Annotated in this window: 22 protein-coding genes; 9 read left to right on the top strand and 13 right to left on the bottom strand. The window is 60.0% G+C overall.

Annotated features, from left to right (window positions below; translation table 11 throughout):
• Positions 1 to 60 precede the first annotated feature (60 nt).
• The 3 genes from PMX60_RS00770 to PMX60_RS00760 all read right to left on the bottom strand — a co-directional run bounded on the left by PMX60_RS00770 (position 61) and on the right by PMX60_RS00760 (position 2010).
• On the bottom strand, positions 61 to 696 hold the full coding sequence (locus tag PMX60_RS00770; protein ID WP_271746541.1) for a histidine phosphatase family protein: 636 nt from the start codon (positions 694 to 696) through the stop codon (positions 61 to 63).
• 17 nt (positions 697 to 713) lie between these two features.
• Positions 714 to 1256, bottom strand: a complete 543-nt coding sequence (locus tag PMX60_RS00765; protein ID WP_271746540.1) for a histidine phosphatase family protein — start codon at positions 1254 to 1256, stop codon at positions 714 to 716.
• Between the two features lie 82 nt (positions 1257 to 1338).
• On the bottom strand, positions 1339 to 2010 hold the full coding sequence (locus PMX60_RS00760) for a nitroreductase family protein (protein ID WP_117746718.1): 672 nt from the start codon (positions 2008 to 2010) through the stop codon (positions 1339 to 1341).
• Between the two features lie 235 nt (positions 2011 to 2245).
• On the opposite strand from PMX60_RS00760, the gene PMX60_RS00755 reads away from it, so the two are divergent.
• The gene (locus PMX60_RS00755; RefSeq protein ID WP_271746539.1) at positions 2246 to 2848 is read left to right on the top strand and encodes an HdeD family acid-resistance protein; all 603 of its coding nucleotides are present in this window, start codon (positions 2246 to 2248) and stop codon (positions 2846 to 2848) included.
• A complete protein-coding gene (locus tag PMX60_RS00750) occupies positions 2849 to 3331 on the top strand; it encodes a YaiI/YqxD family protein (RefSeq protein ID WP_271746538.1) in 483 nt (160 codons plus the stop codon). It abuts the gene before it with no gap.
• Between the two features lie 168 nt (positions 3332 to 3499).
• Here the strand turns inward: PMX60_RS00750 and PMX60_RS00745 are convergent, their stop codons facing one another.
• On the bottom strand, positions 3500 to 4600 hold the full coding sequence (locus PMX60_RS00745; RefSeq protein ID WP_271746537.1) for a putative manganese transporter: 1101 nt from the start codon (positions 4598 to 4600) through the stop codon (positions 3500 to 3502).
• Positions 4601 to 4772: 172 nt separating this feature from the next.
• On the opposite strand from PMX60_RS00745, the gene PMX60_RS00740 reads away from it, so the two are divergent.
• The 5 genes from PMX60_RS00740 to PMX60_RS00720 all read left to right on the top strand — a co-directional run bounded on the left by PMX60_RS00740 (position 4773) and on the right by PMX60_RS00720 (position 10591).
• Entirely contained in the window at positions 4773 to 5741 is a 969-nt protein-coding gene (locus tag PMX60_RS00740; protein ID WP_006235437.1) for a 3'-5' exonuclease, read from the top strand.
• A 638-nt stretch (positions 5742 to 6379) separates the two neighbouring features.
• Positions 6380 to 7501, top strand: a complete 1122-nt coding sequence (locus PMX60_RS00735; protein WP_271746536.1) for a hypothetical protein — start codon at positions 6380 to 6382, stop codon at positions 7499 to 7501.
• A 389-nt stretch (positions 7502 to 7890) separates the two neighbouring features.
• A complete protein-coding gene (locus PMX60_RS00730) occupies positions 7891 to 8256 on the top strand; it encodes an ArsR/SmtB family transcription factor (protein ID WP_055285819.1) in 366 nt (121 codons plus the stop codon).
• Between the two features lie 63 nt (positions 8257 to 8319).
• The gene (locus PMX60_RS00725; RefSeq protein WP_006235433.1) at positions 8320 to 8538 is read left to right on the top strand and encodes a cation transporter; all 219 of its coding nucleotides are present in this window, start codon (positions 8320 to 8322) and stop codon (positions 8536 to 8538) included.
• 100 nt (positions 8539 to 8638) lie between these two features.
• The gene (locus tag PMX60_RS00720) at positions 8639 to 10591 is read left to right on the top strand and encodes a heavy metal translocating P-type ATPase (protein WP_271746535.1); all 1953 of its coding nucleotides are present in this window, start codon (positions 8639 to 8641) and stop codon (positions 10589 to 10591) included.
• Between the two features lie 279 nt (positions 10592 to 10870).
• Here PMX60_RS00720 and PMX60_RS00715 read toward each other — a convergent pair whose 3' ends face one another.
• The 9 genes from PMX60_RS00715 to PMX60_RS00675 form a co-directional block, all read right to left on the bottom strand.
• Complete coding sequence (locus PMX60_RS00715) at positions 10871 to 11260, bottom strand: metal-dependent transcriptional regulator (protein WP_271746534.1); 390 nt, start codon at positions 11258 to 11260, stop codon at positions 10871 to 10873.
• A 207-nt stretch (positions 11261 to 11467) separates the two neighbouring features.
• The gene (locus tag PMX60_RS00710) at positions 11468 to 12238 is read right to left on the bottom strand and encodes a Cof-type HAD-IIB family hydrolase (RefSeq protein ID WP_271746533.1); all 771 of its coding nucleotides are present in this window, start codon (positions 12236 to 12238) and stop codon (positions 11468 to 11470) included.
• Between the two features lie 6 nt (positions 12239 to 12244).
• The gene (locus PMX60_RS00705) at positions 12245 to 14104 is read right to left on the bottom strand and encodes an ABC-F family ATP-binding cassette domain-containing protein (protein WP_271746532.1); all 1860 of its coding nucleotides are present in this window, start codon (positions 14102 to 14104) and stop codon (positions 12245 to 12247) included.
• Positions 14105 to 14308: 204 nt separating this feature from the next.
• Positions 14309 to 15181: a phosphate ABC transporter ATP-binding protein PstB gene (pstB, locus tag PMX60_RS00700; protein ID WP_271746531.1), complete on the bottom strand. Its 873-nt coding sequence runs from the start codon at positions 15179 to 15181 to the stop codon at positions 14309 to 14311.
• Positions 15178 to 16104 carry a phosphate ABC transporter permease PstA gene (gene pstA, locus PMX60_RS00695; RefSeq protein ID WP_271746530.1) on the bottom strand — a complete coding sequence of 309 codons (927 nt, stop codon included), beginning with the start codon at positions 16102 to 16104 and terminating at the stop codon, positions 15178 to 15180. Before pstA ends, pstB begins: the two co-directional genes overlap by 4 nt.
• Positions 16097 to 17005 carry a phosphate ABC transporter permease subunit PstC gene (gene pstC / locus PMX60_RS00690; RefSeq protein WP_271746529.1) on the bottom strand — a complete coding sequence of 303 codons (909 nt, stop codon included), beginning with the start codon at positions 17003 to 17005 and terminating at the stop codon, positions 16097 to 16099. The genes pstA and pstC overlap by 8 nt, the downstream gene beginning before the upstream one ends.
• A 24-nt stretch (positions 17006 to 17029) precedes the next feature.
• Positions 17030 to 17971 carry a phosphate ABC transporter substrate-binding protein gene (locus PMX60_RS00685; protein WP_271746528.1) on the bottom strand — a complete coding sequence of 314 codons (942 nt, stop codon included), beginning with the start codon at positions 17969 to 17971 and terminating at the stop codon, positions 17030 to 17032.
• A gap of 295 nt (positions 17972 to 18266) precedes the next feature.
• The gene (locus tag PMX60_RS00680; RefSeq protein WP_271746527.1) at positions 18267 to 19703 is read right to left on the bottom strand and encodes a M20 family metallopeptidase; all 1437 of its coding nucleotides are present in this window, start codon (positions 19701 to 19703) and stop codon (positions 18267 to 18269) included.
• Positions 19704 to 19757: 54 nt separating this feature from the next.
• The gene (locus PMX60_RS00675) at positions 19758 to 20420 is read right to left on the bottom strand and encodes an HAD hydrolase-like protein (RefSeq protein ID WP_271746526.1); all 663 of its coding nucleotides are present in this window, start codon (positions 20418 to 20420) and stop codon (positions 19758 to 19760) included.
• 156 nt (positions 20421 to 20576) lie between these two features.
• Here PMX60_RS00675 and PMX60_RS00670 point away from each other — a divergent pair, with 156 nt between their 5' ends.
• Positions 20577 to 21437: a DegV family protein gene (locus tag PMX60_RS00670; protein WP_271746525.1), complete on the top strand. Its 861-nt coding sequence runs from the start codon at positions 20577 to 20579 to the stop codon at positions 21435 to 21437.
• Between the two features lie 308 nt (positions 21438 to 21745).
• A complete protein-coding gene (locus PMX60_RS00665) occupies positions 21746 to 24700 on the top strand; it encodes a TOTE conflict system archaeo-eukaryotic primase domain-containing protein (protein WP_271746524.1) in 2955 nt (984 codons plus the stop codon).
• The last annotated feature ends 91 nt before the right edge of the window (positions 24701 to 24791 follow it).

Here is a 24791-nt window from a genome sequence, read left to right as displayed (position 1 = left end):
TGCATCTCCGCCCCTTTTGCGTCGAGAAGTATGCCGGCGACCCGTGCCGTCGCGCTCGCGTTATCCGCGCTGCGGACCCGCAGTAGCCACGAGCGGTTCAAGCCCCAGCTCGCGCGCGTAATCCTCCTGCGTAAAGACTTCGACCAGCTCAAACGTGTCGGATTCGTCGTCAAACGCAAAGTGTAGCACCGAGCAGTTGCCCGGAACGCGATCGCGTTCATCGGCCGCCGCGCCCTTGGTATGGTCCATGAACTCCTTGATGGCCGAGCCGTGGCTCACCGCGAGCACGCGCTCGTGGTCCGGGCGACGCATAAGATCGGTCAACGTCGCCACCATGCGCTCTCGCACCTGCATCTGGCCCTCGCCGCCAAACTGGCGATAGAAGTCGCGCCACGGGCGCTCGGGCATGAGCATCACGCGCTCGGCCTCAAAGTCACCAAAGAACCACTCACGCAGGCCGTCCAGGCGCTCGTACGCCAAGCCCGGCCACAAGTTGGCGATAGTCTGCTCGGTGCGATGAAGCGTGGAGGTGTAGGCATGATCAGGCTCAATGCCGCGCGCACGTAAAAACATGCCGGCGCGCGCCGCCTGGTCGCAGCCCAACTGCGTAAGCGGCGAGTCACTCCACCCCTGAATGATACGCTTGAGGTTGAATATCGTCTGTCCATGACGGACCAGATACAGATCTTTATTCATAGGGGTCCTTTCGTTCGTTACCAATCAAGGAGCGAAAACGCCCCGTCGCAATAGCCAAAATGAAGCACGGCGCCGTTGTCGGGTAGCTCCCCCTCGCCAGTCACATACTCAAGAAACTCCTGGCAGGCTGAGCCGTGGGAAACCGCCAGCACGCAGTCGTGCTGCGGCCTGGCCATGATGCGGGACAGCGCCGCGACCATGCGCGACTGGAGCTCGCCTTCAGACTCGCCACCAAAGGCCACCGGATAATCGCCCCAGGGCTGCGGCGGCATCTCGCGATTTGATGTACCCTCCAGCGAGCCCAAATGCCACTCGCGCAGGTCATCGACCAGCTCTATCGAGCGGCCCTCACCAGCAATTAGCTCAGCCGTATGCCGCGCCCGGCCCAACGGCGAGGAATACACACGGTCAAAGGTCACGCCACGCGCCTCAAACGCCGCGCGCGTCGCCAGCGCCTGCTCGCGCCCGCGCGCCGTAAGCGGCGAATCGTGCCCACCCTGCAAAATGTTCTGCACATTGAGCTCAGTCTGCCCATGCCGCACCAAATACAAATCTGCCACACGTCCTCCCCTCGCACCACCGCAAAGGGGACAGGTACCTTTGTGGTGGTTTACCGCCGGATCACACCGCGGTGACGCTCAGCTACACCAGTACGTCGGCAAGCGGGCGCTTGGGTACGTGGTGCACCTGCGCCTCGTCGCGCCAGTAATTAATTGAGCCGTCGGGGTTGGAATCGATCGCATCAATCACCTGCGTCTCGGCCGGAACGCCAAACGCCATGATCAGCTTGAGCTCATACTTGTCGCTATCGAGCCCCATGGCATCGATCGCGTGGGGCGTAAAGGCCTTGAACATGCAGGCAGCCACCTCGGGCGTGGCGCTGCGGGCGGCGAGCATCATCGTCTGCGCGGCAATGCCCGTGTCGACCTCGGTAATAGGAGCGGCGGGCTTGCCCGGAACGGCGCGCTCGGCAAGAATCGCGATGTAGCCGGTCGGGCGCTCGCCCTCGGCAGGACCCGACCAGTCCTTAAGCGCGCCGGCCCATGCAAGCTCGTCAAACACGCGAGCGCAGTCCTCGGAACCGCTTACCACATGAAAACGCAGACGCTGAGCATTGGCGCCGCAGGGAGCCAGGTGCGCCAGTTCCGCCAGCTCGAGCAAAAACTCGCGCGGCACGCGCATGGACTCGTCAAAGCGACGGCACGTACGGGCGCGGCGGACCAGCGCGTCAAACGTGTCCAGGCCGAGCTTTTCGCAACCTTGCTTTGCCATCGACTCCGCGCTAGACGGCGCCGCGGGAACTGTTTCGTTCATAGGGACCCCCAATTTCGGGCAATTGTTCTTAGGAGAATCTAACCTAAAACGTAGGCAATAACGAACAGGGCTGCAATGTTCCACACTTGTTGAATAGAAAATCGCGACGTGGGGAACAGCGGAAACAATTCGGGGCCTTTGGGTTACGTTTCGCCCTCCCCGACCCATACGCCAGCGCCTTTAGGCGATACTGGTTGTAACGATCAAGGCTTACGCCGCACGGAAAGGAGACATTATGGGCATCTTTAAGAACGATGACCAAAAATCGAGCCAGTTTGGATTTGACGAGAAAAGCATGGCGGGCAAAGCCGTCAAGGCCGTACGTTGGATCTACGCCATCACGGGCGTCTTAGCGCTCATTGCTGGTATCGCGCTGCTTTTTGCACCCGCCAAGTCCCTCGTCTTTTTGACGACTGTCCTGGGTTTTTACTTTGTAATCACTGCTGCCATCAGGCTGTTCACTGCCATTTTTGAGCCGCTGCTGCCCACCGGCTGGCGCGTGACGAGCATCATCTCCAACCTACTCATTATCTTGGGCGGCGTCATAATCCTGCGCAACCAGGCCTTCTCGACCGCGACGCTCACCACGATGGTGGTTATCGTGGCCGGCTTTGGCTGGATTGTCGAAGGTGTCATGTCCATTCTGGAGTCCGAGCTTTCGTCCAACCGTGCCCTCGCCATCCTGAGCGGCACACTCTCCATCATCGCCGGCATGTTCGTGTTTATCTATCCGCTGTGGTCGGCCAAGATGCTCGTTATCTTTAGCGGCGCCGCGCTGCTGGTGTTTGGCGTTACGCTGATTGTTCGCGCTATTCAATTTGGCAAACTGGTGCACTAGATGCCGCGAACGCTCTTTATTGATGCCGACGCCTGCCCGGTCACGCGCGAGTCGATTGATTGCGCGCGGCGGGCGGGCGTCGCCGTTGTTATCGCCGGCAACAGCACGCAAAACCTGGAACGGCACATTCGCCGCGACGACCCGCGTGATACCGAGCACGCGCGACGCGGCTTTTGGGTCACGACGCTCGATGTGAGCGTGGGCGCCGACAGCGCCGACTTTGCCATTGTCGAACGCCTGCAGGCGGGCGACGTGGTCGTGACGCAGGACATTGGCTTGGCGAGCATGGTGCTCGGGCGCGATGCCGCCGCCATCGGTGTGAGCGGGCGCGTCTACGACAAAGCGACCATCGACATGCAGTTGTTTATTCGCCACGAGGAAAAGAAGGTGCGCCGCGCCGGCGGACGCACTCGCGGACCGGCGGCATTTACCAGCGAAGACCGCGCTCGCTTTATGCGCAACCTCACCGAGCTGCTGCGCTAACCAAGGTAGATTTTTGGGACATGTCCGAAAATCTGCTTTTTTGTTTTGGGCGGTGTGAGCGCTCAGGATCCATGGCTCAACAAAAAAACGAGCTTCAAAATGCCATGCGTCGCCGCATTGTGCAAGCGCCGTGCATGGCTATTTTGAAGCCCGTTTTGTTAGGCCTACTTAGAGGCCAAAGGCAGATAGGACGAGGCCCCAGCCAGCGCCGATGACGTACATCATGACCAGGAACACGGCGTTTTCGCGAGCGCTGCGGTTGGTGCGGAACAGCACCAGGTAGCCCACACCGGCAGAGATGAGCGTGCCGGCGAGCATCGGCGCCAGCTGCAGCGCGCCTTCCAGGTACAGTTGTGTGATGACGACGCTGGCCGAGCAGTTGGGAATCAGGCCGACAAGCGCCGAACCCAGGACGGCGAGCGTCTCGTTGCCACGCAGGAACTGCTCGATCGCGGACTCGCCGAAGGTCTCGAGCACGGCGACCAGAATCAGCGTCACCAGGAAAATAAAAACCGAAACCTGCACGGTGTGCGAGATCGCGCTGCGGATAATCGACAGGACGGGCGCACCTTCGTGGGAGTGACCGTGGTCGTGCCCATGGCCGTGGTGGTGCTCATGCTCGCCTGCGTGACCGTGGTCATGGCTGTGTCCGTGGTCGCGCTCGTGTTCATCTTCATCATCATCGCAACCGCAATGGTCGCGCTCGCACAACTCGTGGATGTGGTCGGCGCTCACGCCCGCCTCGGCCACTTCATCAATGATGTCGCCCCCGGTATGGTCGTCGTGCGCGCAGTTCACATGAGCCGGATTGGCAGCGGTCCCCAGCACGGTACGGCGAATCGCCGCATGCGCGCGGGCATTACGACGAAGGCCGCGGATAGCCGCGTCCACGATAAAGCCCGTGACCAGCGCGATCAGTGCCTTCGAAGCCAAAAGCATCGCCATGGTCTGCACGGGCACCTGCTCGGCGAGCAACAGCGGCAGCATCTCATCGGAGGTCGAGAGGAACACGGCGACCAGCGTGCCCAGCGTCACGACACGGCCGGCGTACAGCGTTGCTGCCATGGCCGAAAATCCGCACTGCGGCACAATGCCCAGCAGCGAGCCAGCCACGGGACCCGCAGCGCCGGCGCGCTTGATAGCGCCGTTGACGCGGTCGCCCGCAACGTGCTCAAGTGTCTCGAGAGCAAGATACGTCACCAACAAAAACGGCGCCAGCGAGAGCGTGTCCTTGCCGGCGTCGAGCAGAATATCAATCAGCAAATCCATGACGGATGGAACCTTTCATGTCTTTCGGCAGCATTGTAAAAGTCCTAGCGGTCAACTAGGGTATTGTAGTTGTCCTAGGCGCGATGCCAATAGTTGCCCATGGTAAACTATCATCTCGCCATAACTCAATGCCACCGAGCCGCGCGACACGGCCCGTCCAAGGAGCAGTTATATGAACGTTTCACAAGCACTCGAATACGAGCGCCAGCCGTTTATTCCCATGTTTATCTATGGCGATCACGGCGCCATGGAGTCCGAGCGCCAGAAGGGCGAGGAGGCCCTTAAGGTGCTCGAAACCGAGTACTTTACCGCCGAGGGCGACCCCAGCTTCGACTTTGCCACCGTGCGCGACCTGGCTGACCGCAACCGCGACCTGTGCGACCAGATTGGCGAGGCGCGCCTGCGCAACGTGACGCCCGCGACGCTTTCGCGCGGCCTGTCCGATGCCGACACCTGCGCCGCCATCGGCAAGATGCAAAAGCGCACCGCCGCGTCCGTTATGCGCGAAATCCGCGGCGACCGCGACGCGCTCGGCGTGGCCTACGCCCGCAAGCCCATCCAGGGCACCGTGCTCGGTATCGACATCGAGACCACCGGCCGTGCACCCGAGCGCGGCTATATCATCAACGTGGGCTGGGAGATCATGGAGCTCACCAGCGACGCCGTCCCGCATGACGCCGAGGCACACTACTGCGGCCTGCCCGACATCTACCGCGGCGAGGATGTGCCGCTATCGAACATCCATCACATTACCTGGGACGACATCGACGGCAAAAAACCATTCCGCGAGAACAAGGAACTGCAGAAGCAGCTGCTCAAACTTATGAAGAAGTACCCGTACATGGCGCATAACGCCGCGTTCGAAGACAGTTGGTTCAAGATCCACCTGGACGGTTACGCCGAGGCACGCCGCGCCGGCAAGATCATCGTCATCGACTCGCGCCAGATCTGCCGCAGCCTGGATGCCGACGTCCGCTCGCTCCCCCGCGAGTCCGCGCCCGCCGCGCTCGAGAACTGGGCGCGCCGCCGTGGCACCCTCGCCGCCGACGCCAACGAGCAGCACCTGGGCCTCGACGACACCGACCTCATGCTCCGCACGGTTCAGGCCGAGTTCAACCTCAAGAACCTATTCGCGAAATAACCGATCCATCTGCGGGAGCGCCTGCCAGGCACAGCGCAATCCGTCTGGGCACACCGACACGCAGTAAACTAGGGCGCAGCCTTATGGCTGCACCCTAGTTTTCATCAAAACGAGCAAATACGCGTGCTTCACATAGTCGGCAGGTTGGCCCACCTACATTTTTCGAGTTGTTCGGCCAGCTGAACCACTAGTCAAGGCCCCTTGAACCGCAATCGAAGCTAAAATCGCCTTAATTTCGCAACCAAGCCCCATAAATCTACCTGAATCAATTCGAATAGGACGTTGCGATCGCACCATTTGTATAGGATAAGGCCGAATAACTCAAATTATGTTGGTGAGGCATCTGAGCGGTCGGCAAAAACGCTTAGAAGCTACGAATCCGCAACTAAAGTTCACCAAAAAAGGCGCAGCTGGCAGAAACCTCCCCAGCCGAAGCTGCTCCCTCGATACGACAGCTCAAAAGCCCACCGTTTGCAGAAGATAAGCCGCGCCCCAATACCGTTGCCCGAAGTTTCGAGCGTATGTGGCGTCTGCTATGCCATCATGCGCGTATGGGAATCGTTCTGTCACATACCACGGCACGCGCTGTATACCAAACAGCCAACTCGCTCGCAAGCTACGCGATCGATCCCTTACCTATGGAAAAGATCAGGGTGTCTGCGCCGACCACGTCCGACCTGGAAGCGGCGCGAGCATGGCTCAACAGAAAGAATGTCGATTCTGAAAGCATCCATGTGCTGACGTTTTCCAATAATGCTAAAAGGCACCGTAGGGGCTGCATCTGCCACTGCTCGCGCTATACGTTTGATGCAGAAAGCTACCTAGAACTCGAGCCGAACGTCTACATCGTCGATATCAAGCTGTGCGCGTTAGAAGCAACAGCCGACCTCAACCTTACTGAGCTCGTTGAGTATTACTTTGAAATCTGCGGCTCCTACGCGCTTGAAACGTCCGACGAAACTCAATATCGCGAGCGCCCAGCCCTAACCAGCGTTGAAGAACTCAGAGCCTTCTTTTCAGAGGCATCAGGGTATCGTGGGTCCAATAAAGCCCTTAAGGCACTTTCTTATGTACACGAAGGCTGTCGCTCCCCACTCGAAACGGCGTTTGTCATGATGCTGACAATGCCCAAGTCAATGGGTGGCTTAGCCATACGCGCTATCAAAACGGATTATCCGATCCCAGTCCCCAAAAGATACGCCGCCCTAACGCGATGGACGGTTTTCTACCTCGACGCGCTGCTCGAAAATTCGATGACCGATATCGAATACAACGGCTTTTACCACGACGAACCCGAGCAGCAATCAATTGACGAGGAGCGCCGAAACACGCTGCGAAACATGGGATATGCCGTTATCACGGTTAATCGTCATTCGTTTTTCAAGCAGTCCGCTTTTAAACGGGTCATGGAAGCGATTCGCATTCGCGAGAAGATATGGCCCGGTCGACTCCCGGATAACTTCGCCATCCTGCAAGAAACTCTTCGTCAATTTGTCTTGCGGCGCTACTTCGAATACGGTCGCCGCGTCCTGGAGACACTCAAAGAAGAAGAGGCCGCCAAGCGCGAAATTGCAAGCCAATATCCGCAAGCTGATGACCCGAGCATCAACGATGTGCCCGAACCCGACGACATGCAACACGTCGGGGCCCTTGCTGAGGAAATCAATGGGGCTTGGGAATGCGACATGTTCGCAAAAATCGATGAAAACCGCACGGAAGACGACACGATTATTGATCTAATTGAGAATTCGCTCTTCTAAAGGCGATCTCTGCGGATGTCCACCTACATTTTTCGACTTATTCGGCCACCGATGTGCCAGATTGGCTGCAGCAATGCTCAATATAACTTTAGATAAAACTGATTCTGCAGAAACTCCCGTAGAGTAAGAACTGATTCTCACGGTATTTAACAAGATAAAGTACAAATATGAACAGCTCTAATGCTTCTCAAGGTGGCTTTCTTAGCATGCTAGCCGAACATCTCGAAATATGTTGGCGAGCATTGCGTCGATGTCTCCCAACCCACAGAAAATCGCAGAGGCGGCAAGCAGTCATCGAAATTAACGCAAATTGTATTGACATATGAACATACACTCATATAATCGAAAGCAAGTTATATGAGCGCATGTTCATATGAAAGGATATTGCAATGAGCATCCGCGTTGATGAAACGAAACCCGACATCGAGGCCACCGAACCCGCGATCCCCACCACCTGCTCGCCCGAGGACCTTCCCGACGAGGAACTTCTCTACGACCTCGCCGACCTGTTCAAGGTCTTCAGCGACACCACGCGTATCAAGATCCTTTACGCCCTCATGGGCCGCGAGCTCTGCGTGGCAGACATCGCCGAAGCGACCGAAACCTCGCAGTCGGCAGTATCGCACCAGCTGCGCACACTCAAGCAGTCGCACCTGGTTAAATTCCGGCGCGACGGGCGCAATATCCTCTACTCGCTCGCCGACGACCACGTCTACACCATGCTCAACCAGGGCATGAGCCACATCTGCGAATAGCAGCCAACCACGGTACCAGCGCGGCCTGCACCCAAGCCGCAAATACAGGGAAAGGAACCCACCATGAAAAAGCAGTTTAAGCTCGATGAGATCGACTGCGCCAACTGTGCGCGCGAGCTTCAGGACGAGCTGGCCAAGCTCGATGGCGTCAAGTCCGTTTCGGTCAACTTTATGACCCAGAAGTTGACGCTCGAGGCCGATGACGCCGAGTTCGACGAGGTCCTCGACCGCGTTGTGGAGTTCACCGCCGACGCCGAGCCGGACTGCGAGATTATTCTCTAGCCCAGGTTTACGCCAACCTGCAAGGCCGCGCTTGCTGCGGCCTTTGCTCGCGAAATTATATGAGCGAATGTTCATACATTCAAATGGGAGGATACGAGTCATGGCCACCGCCGACCCCAAAAAGAAAAAGAAGAAGCGCAAGAAAAAAGAATCACTCGAGCATAAGCGCAACCGCATCCTGGTAGCGCTGGGCATTTTTGCCGTGGTGTACGCCCTCGATGAGTTCGGCACCCTTACCGCCGCATTCGGCACCCCGGGCGACATCTACGCCAGCTTTGTGCTGTTCCTCGTGCCGTTTTTGATTGCCGGCTACGACGTGCTCCAAAAGGCATACAACAACATCCGCCGCGGCAAGGCGTTCGACGAGAGCTTCCTCATGGCCGTCGCGACCATCGGCGCGTTTGCCATGGTGCTCTTCCCCGACACCGATCCGCACATGGCCGAAGGCGCCGCCGTCATGCTGTTCTACCAGGTCGGCGAGCTGTTCCAGGCATACGCCGTGGGCAAGAGCCATAAATCGATCAGCGCCATGATGGACATCGCACCCGACTACGCCAACGTCGAGCAACCCGACGGCACACTCGAACAGGTCTTCCCCGATGACATCGCCGTGGGCACCGTCATCGTCGTCAAGCCCGGCGAGCGCGTGCCTATCGACGGCGTCATCGTCGAGGGCGAAACCCAGCTCGACACCGCCGCGCTCACGGGCGAATCAGTCCCCCGCCCCGCCAAGTCCGGCGACGACATCATCAGCGGCTGCATCAACATGACGGGCCTCATCCACGTACGCACCACCAAGCCCTTTGGCGAGTCCACCGTCGCACGCGTCCTGGAGCTCGTGGAAAATGCCAGCGAAAAGAAGGCGCGCACTGAGAACTTCATCACGCGCTTTGCTCGCGTCTACACCCCCGCTGTCACCGGCGCGGCCGCGGTGCTCGCGCTCGGCGGCGGCCTGGTCACCGGCGCCTGGTCTGACTGGATTCTGCGAGGCCTGACCTTCCTGGTCGTCAGCTGCCCGTGCGCGCTCGTGATCAGCGTACCGCTGAGCTTCTTTGGCGGCATCGGCGGCGCCTCCAAGCTGGGCGTTCTCATCAAGGGTTCTAACTACCTCGAGACGCTCGCCGACGTGGATACCGTCGTCTTCGACAAGACCGGCACGCTCACCAACGGCACGTTCTCGGTCGTGGCAGTACACCCCGAAGCCGGCTATACCGAGCAATCGCTGCTTGAGGTCGCAGCCCTCGCTGAGTCATTCTCCGATCACCCCATCGCGCAGTCCGTGCGCGTCGCCTACCATGGCGAGGTCGACCCCAAGCGCGTAAGCGACTCCACCAACGACGCGGGCCATGGCGTGACGGCAACCATCGACGGCAAGCACGTCGTCGTTGGCAACGCAAAAATGCTCGCCGCGACCGGAGTCGAAGCGCCCGATTGCGAGGTCGTCGGTACGATTCTTCACGTGCTGGTCGATGGCATCTATGCCGGCCACATTGTAATTGCCGACACCGTCAAGGCCGATGCCGAGCAGACGATCAGCGACCTGCACGCCGCCGGCGTCAAGCGCACCGTCATGCTCACAGGCGACCGCGAGGAAGTGGCTGCTGCGGTGGCCAAGCAGCTCGGCCTCGACGAGTTCCACGCGCAGCTGCTGCCGGGCGACAAGGTCGACCGTGTTGAGGCGTTGCTTGCGAGCGAGAACGGCAAGGGCAGGCTCGCCTTTGTCGGCGACGGCATCAACGATGCACCCGTGCTCACCCGTGCCGATGTGGGCATTGCCATGGGCGCCATGGGGTCCGACGCCGCGATCGAGGCGGCCGACGTCGTGCTGATGGATGACAAGCCGTCCAATATCTCCCGTGCGATCCGCGTGGCACGCAAGACCATGGCGATCGTCTGGCAGAACATCATCTTTGCGCTGGGCATTAAGTTGCTGATTCTGGTGCTTGCGGCACTGGGCATCGCCAACATGTGGCTTGCCGTGTTCGGCGACGTAGGCGTGGCGATCATCGCCATCCTGAACGCCATGCGCGCGATGGGTGTCAAGAACCTGTAGCGTTCGTGGGCTGTCCGGCCGGGACCGGGCTTGGTTTTGAAAACGTCCTCGCGCATGAGGCCCGTCTTTCCTGCTCCTGCGGAGCAACGGAAAGGCGGGCCTCGCGCTGCGGAGTGTTTTCAAAACCAAGCCCGGTCCCGGCCTGCGGTAACGTTGCTGGCGATTCTTGGGCATCGCTTGCTGGCGGGGTTCCTTTGCTGAAATGGACTTGGCCGAAAGGGCCGCTGGTCCCGATCGCTGGTTCGCGCTTTGCGCGAACTCCGCGCTACTGGGGGTTCGTTAGGATTCCGCCGCTTGGCCCGTCGCCTCGCCCCGGTTCAGCATCGCCCTCAGTTTCTCGAAGCTTTCCTCGCTCAGGCAGTGCTCCATGTGGCAGCCCTCTTGCGACGCGACCTCAGCCGAAACACCCGCATCCTCCAGCAGCCCCACGAAAAAGCAGTGACGCTCCCACATTTGGCGAGCGACCTCCAGACCACACTCCGTCAGATGAACGTCGCGCTTGCCCATTTCAACATAGCCGCTGTTCTCCAGCGTCGCCATGGCTTTAGAGACGCTCGCCTTGGTTACGCCGAGGTACTCCGCGACGTCGATCGAGCGCACGATGCCCTGACGTTGCGACAGAACGTAGATCGATTCGAGATAGTCTTCTCCGGATTCACGTAGGGCCATGGGCCGCCTTTCGCGATGATTGCTAGTTAGCCGTTGGATACTTTCCACGGCTTACTTTACCGCAAAAGTTGCCCATGTCTTACTACTTTGCCGAAAAGTTAGCCGTGTTTCACAAAACGTGCGGGACGAAAACAAAATGGGGACGCCCCGCAAGGAGTATCCCCAGCTGCCGGCAGGAAAGGAACGTCCCCAAGTGCCGAGCCGCAGCTATAACAGGCCAAAGTGCTTCGCGGCGTTGTAGATTCCGTCGTCGTCCACGGCGGTCGTCACATAGGTCGCCGCAGCTTTCACCGTGTCCTGTGCGTTACCCATGGCCACGCTCGTGCCCACGGCCGAGAACATCGACAGGTCGTTCTCGCCGTCGCCAAAGGCGATTGCCTCGCTCGCGTCGATACCCAGCCGCTCCAGCGTTGCCGCCACGCCCAGGTCCTTGCCGCCGTTGGCAGGGATAATGTCACAGAACAAATCACACCAGCGCGTGGTGAGTGAATGTGACACCGCATCGGTCACGATATGCTCGTCGGCCGGATCCACAAAGGCGCAGAACTGGTAGACCGGTGCGTCAAAGGCGTGCTCAAACAGCTCCTCGTGGTAGACGATTCCCGCGTTGCTGCCAGCCGTCACCACGCGCTCGGACAGGCGGTTCACAAACGAGTTCTCGCCCTGCATGCACAGCGAGTCGTAGCGCCCCTGCGCCACCTGGTCCACAATCACCGCGACGTCGTCCGGATCGATCGGGCAGCTGCGGTAAACTCCCTCGGCATCAAAGCAGTGCTGGCCCGAAAGCGTAATGTACGCATCCCAGCCCAGGTCGAACAGCCAGTCCGGCATCTGGTAGGTCGGACGGCCCGTGGCGATCACGCACGCAATCCCCTGCTCGCGAAAGCTGTCGAGCACCTGCTGCGCCGACGCCGGAATCCGGTGGGTCTTAAAGCTCAGCAGCGTACCGTCGATATCGAAAAACGCGGCTTTGATCATTCTCGCTTACTCCTCGCCCTCGAGCTTTTCGCTCGCCTCGAGCCACGCCATCTCCAGCTCGTCCATGGCAGCGTGAGCCTCGTCGATCTTTGCCTGCTGCTCGCCGAGCGCCGTGTAGTTGGTGGGATCGACTTGGGCCATTGCTGCCTCGGCCTCCTCAACGCGGGTGCGCTGCGTCTCCATCTTGCGCTCGAGCGAACTCACCTCGCGGCGGAGCTTCTGGCGTTCGGCGTTGGACAGGCCATTGGGCTGGCCACTCGACTTGGGCTTTTCGGCCGCAGCCGCCGCGGCACCGGTGTCAAACGTGCCGGTCTTGGCACTCGGCGCGCCCACGGGCTCGCCCTCAGCGGTGGCGTTGCACAGGCGCAGGTACTGGTCGACGCCGCCGGGCATATGCGTCAGGTGACCGTCGAGCAGCGCCCACTGTTGGTCGGTCACGCGCTCCATCAAGAAGCGGTCGTGCGTCACCAGAATCAGCGTGCCGGGCCAGCCGTCGAGCAGGTCCTCGACAATCGCGAGCATATCGGTATCCAGGTCGTTACCGGGCTCGTCCAGGATAAGCACGTTGGGCTCGTCCAGGATCGTCAGCAACAGCGACAGGCGACGGCGCTGGCCGCCCGAAAGATCGCCGATGCGGCTCCAGAGCTGCTGCGTCGTAAAACCCAGGCGCTCGCAGAGCTTTTCGGGCGAAGTCTCCTTGCCGTCGATGACGTAATACTTCTTATAGTTGCCGAGGACCTCGCGGATCGTGTCGCCCATGAAGGGTTCGAGCTCCTCGAGCTGCTGCGACAGCACGCCAAAGCGCACCGTCTGGCCAATCTTCACACGGCCGCGCGTGGGCTCAATCTTGCCCTGGATCACATCGAGCAGCGTCGACTTGCCGGCGCCGTTCTCGCCCAAAAGACCATAGCGGTCGCCCGCACCGATGAGCCAGGTCACATCGGAGAGCACCTGCTTGGGCGCACCATCGGTATCCGCATAGCCGGCGTCCACGTCAACCACATCGATAACCTGCTTGCCCAAGCGGCTCACGGCCAGGCGCTTGAGCTCCAGCTCGTCACGCACGGGCGGCACGTCGGCGATCAGCTCACGAGCGGCATCCACGCGAAACTTGGGCTTGGTGGAACGAGCCTGGGCACCGCGGCTCAGCCACGCGAGCTCCTTGCGCGCCATGTTGCGACGGCGCTCCTCGGTAACGGCGGCCATGCGGTCGCGCTCCACGCGCTGCAGGATGTATGCCGAATAGCCGCCCTCGAAGGGATCGACCTGGCCGTCGTGGACCTCCCACATGCTGGTGCAGACCTCGTCCAAGAACCAGCGGTCGTGCGTGACCACGAGCATGGCACCCTGGCCGCGCTGCCAGCGGGCCTTTAAGTGACGCGCGAGCCAGTTGATGGTGCGCATATCTAGGTGGTTGGTGGGCTCGTCGAGTATGAGCACGTCGTAATCGCCGATCAGCAAGCGCGCGAGGTCCACGCGACGGCGCTGACCGCCCGAAAGCTCGCCCACCGTGCCCTCCCAGGGCACATCGCTGATGAGGCCGGCGAGGATCTGGCGCGTGCGGGGGCTCGACGCCCACTCGTACTCGGGGGCGTCGCCCACAACGGCATGATGCACGGTATCAGTATCGACCAGGTTGTCCTTTTGGCCGAGCAGACCGATCGTCGTGCCGCGGCGGTGCGTCACGCGTCCGTCGTCGGGCTCCAGCGTGCCGGCGAGCACGCTCAGCAGCGTCGACTTGCCGTCGCCGTTTTTACCGACAATACCAATGCGGTCGCCCTCGCCCACGCCGAGCGTCACGCTATCGAAAATATGCTTGGTGGGAAACTCTAGGCTGACGGAATCGCATCCCAAAAGAATCGCCATATGCCCTGCTCCTTCGTAGAAATTCAACGTTGTCCATGATAGCAGCGAGCCCCACCCCAAACCACCACGAAGGCGCCTGTCCCCTTTGTGGTGGTCGTTTCGGTCGCAGAGCAAAAGGCGGGCCATCTCCCGCAAGAGATGACCCGCCTCTCCAATCAGTCCTGCGGCAACCGTGGCCGCTGCAGGCCTCAAGCATGTCCCGGACTAGGAGAACATGCCGGTGAGGTAATCATTCAGCCGCTTATCCTTGGGCCGTTGGAAAATCTCGTCAGTCTCGTCGTACTCGACCATATCGCCCATGTAGAAGAACGCCGTGCGGTTGGACACGCGCGACGCCTGCTCCATGTTGTGCGTCACGATGACGATGGCGCGCTCGGCCACGATCGATGACATGAGGTCCTCGATCGCCAGCGTCGAGATGGGGTCGAGCGCCGAGCAGGGCTCGTCGAACAGAATCACGTCGGGGTTGAGCGCCAGCGTGCGCGCGATGCACAGACGCTGCTGCTGACCGCCCGAAAGCGCATAGGCGCTCTTATCGAGCTTGTCTTTGACCTCGTCCCACAGCGCCGCGCCGCGTAAGCTTTCCTCGACCATGCGGTCGAGCTCGTCACGGTCGGTGATGCCGTGGCGCTTGGGCGCAAACGTGATGTTGTCGCGAATGGACTTGCGGAACGGGTTGGGCTGCTGGAACACCATGCCAATGGAGCGGCGCAGCTCGTAGGTGTTCTCGGTCTTGGTATTCACGTTGCGCCCGCGGTAGTTGATCTCGCCCTCCACGCGGCAGCCGCGAATCTCGCGATTCATAAGGTTGAGGCTACGCAAGAAGGTCGACTTACCGCAGCCCGAAGGCCCGATGAGCGCCGTGATCTCGCCCTTGTGAAAGTCGAGCGACGTATTGTGCAGGGCATGGTGGTCGCCATAGTACACGTTGACGTCCTTGGTGGAGAGCACGACCTCGTCGCTCACGGCCCTGCCGCTCACGCGAACGCGCTTCTCGCTCTCCCCCACACTCGACAGAAAGTCCTGGGTCTCGGACGTGGCCGCCTCGGTTGCGGGCGTTGCATTCATCTCGCTCATTCGGCCGTCATCTTCCTTGCCAGTTGCTTGCCCACGATGCGGGCGATTACGTTAAACAACAGCACGCAGATCATCAGCAGTGCGGCGGTGCCCCAGACGATCTGCTGGGCCTCGGGGCTGCCCTCGCCATAGATCTTGTAGATGTGCACGGCGAGCGACTCACCGGGGCGGAACACGTTCCAGGCGCAGGTGGGGCTCGACAGGTTAAAGCTCAAGAAGTTCAGACGCACCGGCGAGCTCATGCCCGAGGTAAAGAGCAGCGCCGCGGCCTCGCCAAAGACGCGGCCGGCCGAAAGCACGATGCCGGTCACGATGGCGGGCATGGCCTCGGGAATCAGGATGTGCAGCGTGGCCTCCCAGCGGGTAAGGCCCATGGCCAGGCATGCATCGCGCTGGGCCTGTGGCACGTCCTCGAGCGCCTGCTGAATCACGCGCACCAGGATGGGGATATTGAACATGGTGAGAGCGACGGCGCCGGAGATGATGGAGTACTTCCAGCCCAGCTGCACCGAGAACACCAGAAAGCCGAACATGCCGACGACGATGGAAGGCAGCGAGGACAGCGTCTCGATGGCGGTAGAGGCGATGTCGCGGATAGGGCCGTTCGGCGCGTACTCAACCAGGAAGACCGCTCCGCCCAGACTGATGGGCACCGAGATGACCAGGGTGATCAACAGCAGATAGAACGAGTCGAACAGCTGGTAGAACACGCCGCCCTGCGTTCCGTTGGCGCGCGACGGCTCCGTGAGAAAGCCCGGCTGGAACAGCGTCGAGATGCCCTCGAACAGGATATAGGCCACCATGGAGACGACGATGAGCATGACGATGGCGACGATCGCCGTCAACACGCCCGTGGCGAAGCGGTCCTGCTTTTGGACACGCCCGAGCCTCGCCTCGTCGATGTGGATACGCGTGCTAGCCACGAGCCTTCGCCCCCTTGCGGCCGATAAGGTGGATGATCAGGATGAAGATGAGGCTCATGCCCATCAGCAGCAGACCGAGCGCCCACAGAACATCGTCCTGGGCCGAGCCCTCGGCATAGACCGCCATAGACGTGGTGAGCGTGGTGGTGATGGTGGACGCCGGCGACAGCAGTGACGTCGGCATGGCCTCGATACCGCCGATAACCATGCGCACGGCAAGCGTTTCGCCAAAGGCGCGGGTCATACCAAGGATGACCGCGGTCATGAGCGACGGCATGGCGCTCTTGAGCACCACGTGCCAGATGGTCTGCCAGCGGGTATAGCCCAGCGCGAGCGAGCCCTGTCGGTAGCTGTCGGGCACGGCGCGCAGGCCATCGACCGAAAGCGTGGTCATGGTCGGCAGGATCATGACGGCCAGCACGATGGCGCCGGGCAAGATGCCCAGGCCCGTGCTCACGTGGAAAACGCTCTTCATAAGGCCGACGACAACGTGAAAGCCGATCAGGCCAAAGACGACCGAGGGAATGCCAGCCAAAAGCTCAATAAGCGGCTGAAAGACCTTGGAGCCAAACTTAGGCCGAATCTCGACCGCAAAGATGGCAGAGCCGATGGCGATGGGCAGCGCGATGAGCGTGGAGAGCACCATGACCGCAAACGAGGTGACAATCAGGGGCAGGGCGCCGGTGTAGGGCAGGCCGCTTTCGGCTGTGTTGGCCAGGTCCCACTTGGTGCCGGTGAAGAACTCGACGACCGAAACGCCGTCCTTGAGAAAAGCCGAGAGGCCCTTTTGGGCGACCATAAAGATGAGCGCGGCAACGACAAGCGTCACGAGCGCAACGCACGCGCCCGTGACGCCCAGGCCCACGTTCTCAAGGTCGCGCTTTGGCAGCTGTTTTGCCATTGCAAACCTTTCCGGGGCGATTACTTATTTAGCGGAGACCTTGCCGCTGACGTCCTTGACGACCTTCATGGCAGAGACGGGGATAAAGCCCTGCTCCTCGACGAGCTTGCCCTGGACGTCGTCGGAGAGCATGAACTCAAGGAAGGCCTTGGTAGCCTCGTCAGCGTCCTTGGAGCAGTACATGTGCTCGGTAGCCCAGATCTTGAAGGAGTCGTCGGTGACATTCTTGCTCTTGGGCTCGACGCCCTCGACCTTGATGGCGTTGAACTTTGAGTCGTCGAAGTGCGAGAAGTCGAGATAGGAGATGGCGTTGTCGGTGCTGGCCATCTGAGTCTGGACATCGCCTGATTTGTCGAGCTCGGCGTCGCCCTTAAAGTCGACAGTCTCGTCGCCAAAGACGGCGGCATCGAAGGTGGCGCGGGTGCCGGAGCCGGCCTTGCGGTTGAGCACGACGATGGCAGCGTCGTCGCCGCCGACCTCCTTCCAGTTGGTGATCTGGCCGGAGAAGATGCCCTTGAGCTGCTCGAGGGACAGGTCGTCGACCTTGACGTTCTTGGAGACGACGGGACCCATGCCCACGACGGCAACCTCGTGGTCGACGAGGTTCTTGACCTGGTCGGCCTCGAGCTTGGTCTCGGCGAAGACGTCGGAGTTACCGATGGTGACGGTGCCTGCGGCGACAGCGGTCAGACCCTTGCCCGAACCGTTGCCCGAGCCGGAAACGGAGACGTCCGGGTTGGCATCCATGAACTTCTCGGCAGCAGCCTCGACGAGAGCCTGGAACGAGGAGGCGCCGTCGTAGGTCACCTCGCCGGAGACGGACTCGGCAGCGGCAGTGACGCTGCCCTTGTCGGCGGCGTTGGAAGCGCCTGAGCCGCCGCAGCCAACGAGACCGAGACCGACGATGCTGGCAAGACCACCAGCGAGGCCGAGGAACTGACGACGAGAATAAGCCTGATCGAGCATGATCTTCCTTTCGTACATGCGACTCGCGGGCACCCTGCCCGCTTTGCTGTTTGGAAAGATACGGCCTCGATCGGGCAGTGCCCGCGCCAACTGCGGTTTTTTACGGGCATCTGATAGACCCTTACCGCAAGCGCGGCCCAGCCTTTACAAACGAATAACAATCCCGCTGACAAGCATGGCCCGCCTTTTACACCGATAAAAAAGAAGTTGCGGTGAAATAGTTCCTGTTTGGCTGTTAGGCAGCCGATTCTAGGAACTATTCCACCGCAACTTAGATTGGCAAAACGCCGCAATCTTAAAGCTCGAGCTCGTTGAGCCTTAAGATCGCAACAATATAGATCTTGAGCGCTTGCTTGAGCTGTTCCTCGTTGGCACACTCGTTGGGGCCGTGCATCTGGCCGCCCCACGCGGGCAGCTCAAGGCCGGTCTCCTCGGGGCCAAACGATACGGCGCGGGCAAAGTTGCGCGCGTACGTGCCACCGCCCATGGCGAAGGGCTCGGCATGCTTGCCCGTAAACTCGTTATAGGTATCAATCAGCGCTTTCACGGCCGGATCGTCGGCAGAGACCGAGAACGGCACCTTGGTACGACCCACGAGATACGTCACACCAAAGCGGCCCACGAGCGGCTCGAGCTGCTCGCAGATGGTATCGGCGCTCGTGCTGTCGGGGAAACGCACGTCGATGACCTGCTCAATGTGGCCATCCGCCACGCGGATGACGCCGGGGTTGCAGGTGAGCGGGCCAAACGCCGGGCTCGTCGCGTCGATACCCAGGCCGCGGCCATAGGCGTCCGCATGCACAAAGGCCAGAAACTTGACAAACTCGTGCTCGGCAGGCGTCAGCAGGCGCTCGTCGCGCGCACCAAACGCATCCTCGGCCTCGCGCAGATACGCCACGATGAGGCCGACGGCATTGATTGTTCCCTCGGGCATCGAGGCATGACCGCCAATGCCGTGGGCGAAAATCTGCGCATGCCCGTTGCCGAGCGCCGTGATCTCCAGGCGGTCGGCGTTCTCAACAGGCGCCGGCAGCTCATCGGCGGCAATCGCAAGCTCGCAGATAGACTGCGACGGAATGGCGTTGCTCGCTTCGGCGCCGCTCCACGACACAATGCGCCCGCCGTCAATCTTGGAGCTCACAAACGTCGCCCCAAACTGGCCCTTCTCGGCATTGCAGACCGGGAACTCAGCATCGGGCGTAAACAGAAAGTCGGGGTTCGCGTGGTTCTCCAGATAATGGTGAACGTCGGACATACCCACTTCCTCATCGCAGCCCAGCAGCGCGCGGAAGGTATAGCGCGGCACAATGCCGTGTTTGAGCAGATAAGCGCCGGCGTAGAGCGACAACACCGCCGGGCCCTTGTCGTCGATCACGCCACGGCCGAGCAGCCAGCCCTCGCGGCGCTCCATCGCAAACGGGTCGGTGTTCCAGCCGGGACCGGCGGGCACCACGTCCACGTGGCAGATGGTCGCGAGCTGTTTGTCGCCGCGGCCAGGAATATCGGCAATGCCCACATAGCCCTCGTCGTCGCTCGTCTGATAGCCGAGCTTTTGCGCAATGCCGAGCGCGCAATCGAGCGCATCACGGACCTGGCGGCCAAACGGCGCACCGGGCTCCGCATCGGCAGCAACGGCCACAGACGGATAGCTCACCAGCTGCTCGATATCGGCGACGACATCTTCCCAGACCTCGTCGACATACTCGGCAACGCTCTGCTCCACCTGATTCATGGACGACCTCCTTACCAATGAGCGGCGAGCGTGCCCGCCCCTCACATCACATACTTATATAGCGAAAAGTTTAGCAAGCTCGGCCACCGAGTGCACCACCGCATCGGCACCCGCGGCCTCGTGCTCCCCCGGCGCCGCCGCGCCCGAATAGATGCCGATACACGGCACACCCATCGCGTGCGCGCCCTCCACATCGTTAAAGCGGTCGCCGATCATCACGGCATCGCCCGCGGCCGCACCCAAGGCCGCCAACGCGTCGCGGACCGAATCGGCCTTGGTCTCGCGCCCCTGCGGCGGATTCATGCCAACCACCGCCTCAAACTGAGAAAGTCCCAGCTCTCCCACCATGTCAACGCACTTTGCCTCCATGCGCGACGTCGCCACGGCCAAGCGCTTGCCCTGGGCGACCAACCCATCCAGCAGCTCGGGGATCCCGTCAAACACGGGATACTCCTCCGGTCCCAGCTCGTCAAAAAAGGCGCGGTACTCGTCGGCCACCACAAGCGACTCCTCGCGGGAGAAGCCATAAAAGTCGTGAAAACTCTTCCACAGGGGCGGCCCGATCATGCGACGCAGGTCACCCATCTGCGCCTCCGAAAACCCGCGTGCAGCCAGCGTCTTGCGCGTCGAGGTCATCACCGCCCGACCCGTATCGGCCACCGTGCCATCAAAATCAAACAGCACGACCGGCCGCTTGCATATCTCCAGCGCCTCCATCGGCATCCCTCTTCCCCAGTTGACGATTTCCACACCGACACTTCAAACTGTTGACTATTCAACAATTGAACCTAGAAATGTGGAACGACTCCACTATACTTGTCGCACTTTGCTCTCAGAAGGCGGCGCCGTCGCGCCCCAACGAAAGGTGCAATTATGTCTTTTGCCATCATAACCGACTCCACGTCGGACATCTCCCCCGCCCGCGCCCAAGAGCTCGGCATTTACGTGATTCCGCTGCATGTGATTATCGAGGGCGAGGACCTGCTCGACCAGGTGCAGATTACCGCCCAAGAGTACGTCGCCCGCATGGCCGGCTCCGAGCAGCTGCCGCACACCTCGCAGCCGAGTGCCGGCGAGTTCAAGGAACTCTTTGACCGCGTGCGCGCCGACGGCCACGATAGCGCCATCTTTATCTCGCTGTGCAGCGAGTGGTCCGCCTGCTATTCCAACGCATGCCTGGTCGCCGAGACCCACGAGCTCGACGTGCGCTGCATCGACTCGCGCACCGGCTCGGGCGCCGAGGGCCTGCTGGTGGAGTACGCGCTGGCCATGCGCGAGGACGGCCGCAGCCTGGACGAGACCGAGGCGCAGATCCGCGCGACGCTGCCCGACGCCCACCTGCTGCTGATTCCCCGCACGCTCGAGAATCTCGTTAAGAACGGCCGCGCGCCCAAGCTCGCCGGCCAGCTCACGCAAATGCTCAACATTCGCCTGGCCGTTTCGCCGGAGTGGAAATCGGGCGAGATCAAGGCAATCAAAAAGGGCCGCGGCGCCAAGCGCATCGTCGCCAACACCATGGCAGATTGCCTCGCGTTTTTGGACGAGCACCCGGGCTCAAGCGTGCGCGTGCTCACGACCGGCGCCGCCGAGGAGCAGGAACTTGTCAACGAGGCGCTCGCGGGCCAGGACTACGTAGACGCCGGCACCGGCCCCATCGGCTGCACCATCGCCACCCACGTAGGCGTCGACGCCATCGCCATCAGCTACTGCCCCCGCTACCAACCTGCCAAATAGGGACAGGTTTATTTTGGCATGTTTTATCTGGGCAAACGTCCAGCTCCAACAAATACCAGCCTGACTAGATCGGGCAGGCAGGAGCTATCGAACAACCAAGGTACAGCCAGCCGTAGCAAAGCCATCATGCCGGTGCACCCCAACTCAAGGCGCGCCGGCATCCCTTTAGGAATTGCGGTGGGAAAGGGGCCGAATAGTCGAAAGACAGCGAACCGCCGAATGCCGCTCACGGAGCGGCACCCCACTATCACCGAACCAAAATCAAAGTCGAGTATCTCAAATAGCCGAAATGGCGTACCCTCATCCCAATGAACGCAGACAAGAATGGCATTCAAATGAGCAACGCCGTGCATCAATACGCCCTTTTCGGGAACGCCTTATTCAAACTCAATAAAACGGTTGTCCACGCTTCGGATCCGCGTAAGCAAATCGTCATCTGTAGCAACGGTCCAGACATCCGTTACGCGACACTCGAAGAATGGGACAAAGCCGGCAAATCTTTCAACGAACATGCACAGACCGAGGGCATCGTTACCAGCGCGAGCCCAGCGCGCGACAAACTCGAGCTCTTTCGCAATCTATTTTCCGGTCGCAAAGATGTGCACGCTCACGGGTATCGCAGAAAAGACGGGGGCATCGGCTATACACCCGCCTGCGCAAATGAGTGGAGGCCAGGCATTTGTCCCAAAGCAAACCATCAGAGAATTAAATGCGCTGAATGTCGCAGCCGCACATTCCTTGAGCTGAACGATGCCGCCATTATCGCCCATTTCAAAGGCAGCGACGACAGGCTCCGGGACGTCATAGGTCAATATGTTCTCGACAAAGACTGCAACACGAATGTCCTTGTCATCGATTTTGACAAAGCCGACTGGAAAGAAGCGGCAAACGCTATCAGGCTTGTCGCAAAGAAGCATGGAATCGATGCAGCGATTGAGCGATCGAGGTCAGGCAACGGCGCGCATATCTGGTTTTTCTTTCTCGAATCTGTGAGCGCAAAGACCGCGCGGGATTTTGGGAGCTGCCTTATCATCGAAGCGGCGGCGCTCAACAAGTCAATCACCTTCGAAACCTTTGACCGAATGCTACCCGCGCAGTCCACCATTCCTGAGGGCGGCTTTGGAAATCTCATTGCGCTGCCTTTTCAGGGAAAAGCGCAGCGGAAAGGAAACAGCGTATTTGTTGACGAACGATTCGAGCCCTTTCCCGACCAATGGCTTTACCTTTCGCAAATCCAACTAATCTCGCGTGCGACGGTGGATCGTCTGATCGAGGACACCGAAAACAAACCGCTTGGAATAGCAACAGCTGCAGCGACAAACAAAACCAGGCGCAATGTCCAAAAGCCACGAAAGCGGCTCCCGCTCACGCCACGAGACTTCCCCTCGAACCTGCCCGTCACACAAGCCGATATGCTCTACATCCCCGAAAAGTCTCTGAGCCCGGCAGCTCAAATGGAAGTCCGCAGGCTTGCGACATTTGCCAACCCGGAGTTCTTCCGTGCGCAATCTATGCATCAATCAGTATTCGGCAAACCGCGACTCATAGACCTCAGCGAACTTAGAGATGGCCGCGTCGCGATTCCCAGAGGCTGCAAAGCCCAACTTGAGCAGCTGATTCAAGAAGCCCACGTTACTGCCCATTATTCAGACGAACGTAGCACGGGCAATCCAATTGAGATGGCATTCAAAGGGACCCTTCATCCCGAACAGCAAATTGCCGCCGACCAGATGCTTGAATACGAAGACGGAATCATGTCTGCACCAACGGGCTTCGGTAAAACCGTCATCGGAGCTTATCTTATTGCCGCCGTTGGTCTTCCGGCGCTCGTCATTGTTCCAAAGACCGCGCTCATAGCCCAATGGAAATCGCAGCTCGAACGATTTCTCGACATTACGGACACCAGAGAGCCGGTCCGAACGCCAAAAGGACGAATCAGCAAAAAGCAACCTCCCCTTATTGGACAAATCGGAGGGGGCAAAACCGCCGTCAGCGGCCTTATCGACGTCGCTTCCTTTCAGTCGCTATCCGGCAAAGACTCCCAAACCGGGGAGCCGATAGTTAAGGACCTTGTTTGTAATTACGGCCTCATTATCTGCGACGAATGCCACCATGCTGCCGCGCCTCAGCTCGAGCTCGTCCTCAAGTCCGTTCCAGCCAAATATGTATATGGCCTTTCCGCGACACCCGAGCGCTCCGACGGACTCACACGCGCGCTCTCGATGCTCTGCGGCCCGCTTCGCTATGCCATCGATCCAAAAACGCAGGCAATTCAGCAGGGCATCCAGCGCATCGTGCGGCCGAGATTTACCGGCATTCGGCTATCTGCCTACGAGCCGGGTGCAAGCTTCAATCAGATTCTTGATCTGCTGTGTGCACATGCGGCAAGAAACGAATTGATTGTCGATGACGCCCTCGAAGCAGCGTCAAACGGTCGGCATCCGCTCATACTATCCAAAAGGAAAAAGCATGCTGAGGAACTGTTCAGGCTGCTTAATGATCGCAGACACGAACCCATACTCTTAACCGGAGAAATCGGTGCCAAAGAAAGAAAAACGATACTGAACAGTCTTCCCGGCCTTGAGCATGAACATCGAATCATCGTCGCCACCGAAAGCCTTCTGAGCGAGGGCTTCGATCTGTCCTACCTTGACACCCTATTCATTGCCACGCCGATATCTTGGGACGGCAGTGTAACGCAGCAGGCGGGCAGACTGCACAGAAGCCACGAGGGCAAGCAACAGATTGAGATATTCGACTACATTGACCTGTCGATACCCATGCTCGCTCGCATGTACCAGAAGAGACTCAAGACGTACGCCAAGCTGGGCTACGAAATTTATTCAGCAGAGGACAGTGAGCAACCCGATTACAACATTCTCATAGAGCCAGCAAACGCTATTGAGGCATTAATTAAAGACATCACCGGTGCCACAAAGAGTGCCTTCATAGCCGCATCCTACGCATCCGCCGCATGCCTCACGAAACTCACCACCACACTCGCAGGCGCAGCCGCCCGTGGGATTACCCTTGAGGTTTATGTTGCCTCACCTCCGCGCGATGACGCGAAAGCAATTTTTGCCGAGATGAACGTCGACTATTCCGTCAAGGCCAAAGGGCGGCTGTGCGCGGCCGTGATTGACGAGGAAACTGTCTGGTACGGGACTATCCCGCTGCTGGCATTCCCCAAGAAAGAAGACCGCAGCATCCGTTTCAAAAGCAACGAAGTCGCCGCTGAGTTTTTGAGCGAAATCCAGCAATGAGGAGAACCGGGGGCCGCAGCAGCGAACGGGGCGCGCCTATCAGTTGCGGTGAAATAGGGACTGTTTTTGGCCAATCGACCGCAAATCAGTC

Origin of the sequence: Collinsella aerofaciens (assembly GCF_028206995.1) — a bacterium.
Lineage (GTDB): Bacteria > Actinomycetota > Coriobacteriia > Coriobacteriales > Coriobacteriaceae > Collinsella > Collinsella aerofaciens_AQ.
This window is presented reverse-complemented; position numbering and strand designations above follow the sequence as displayed.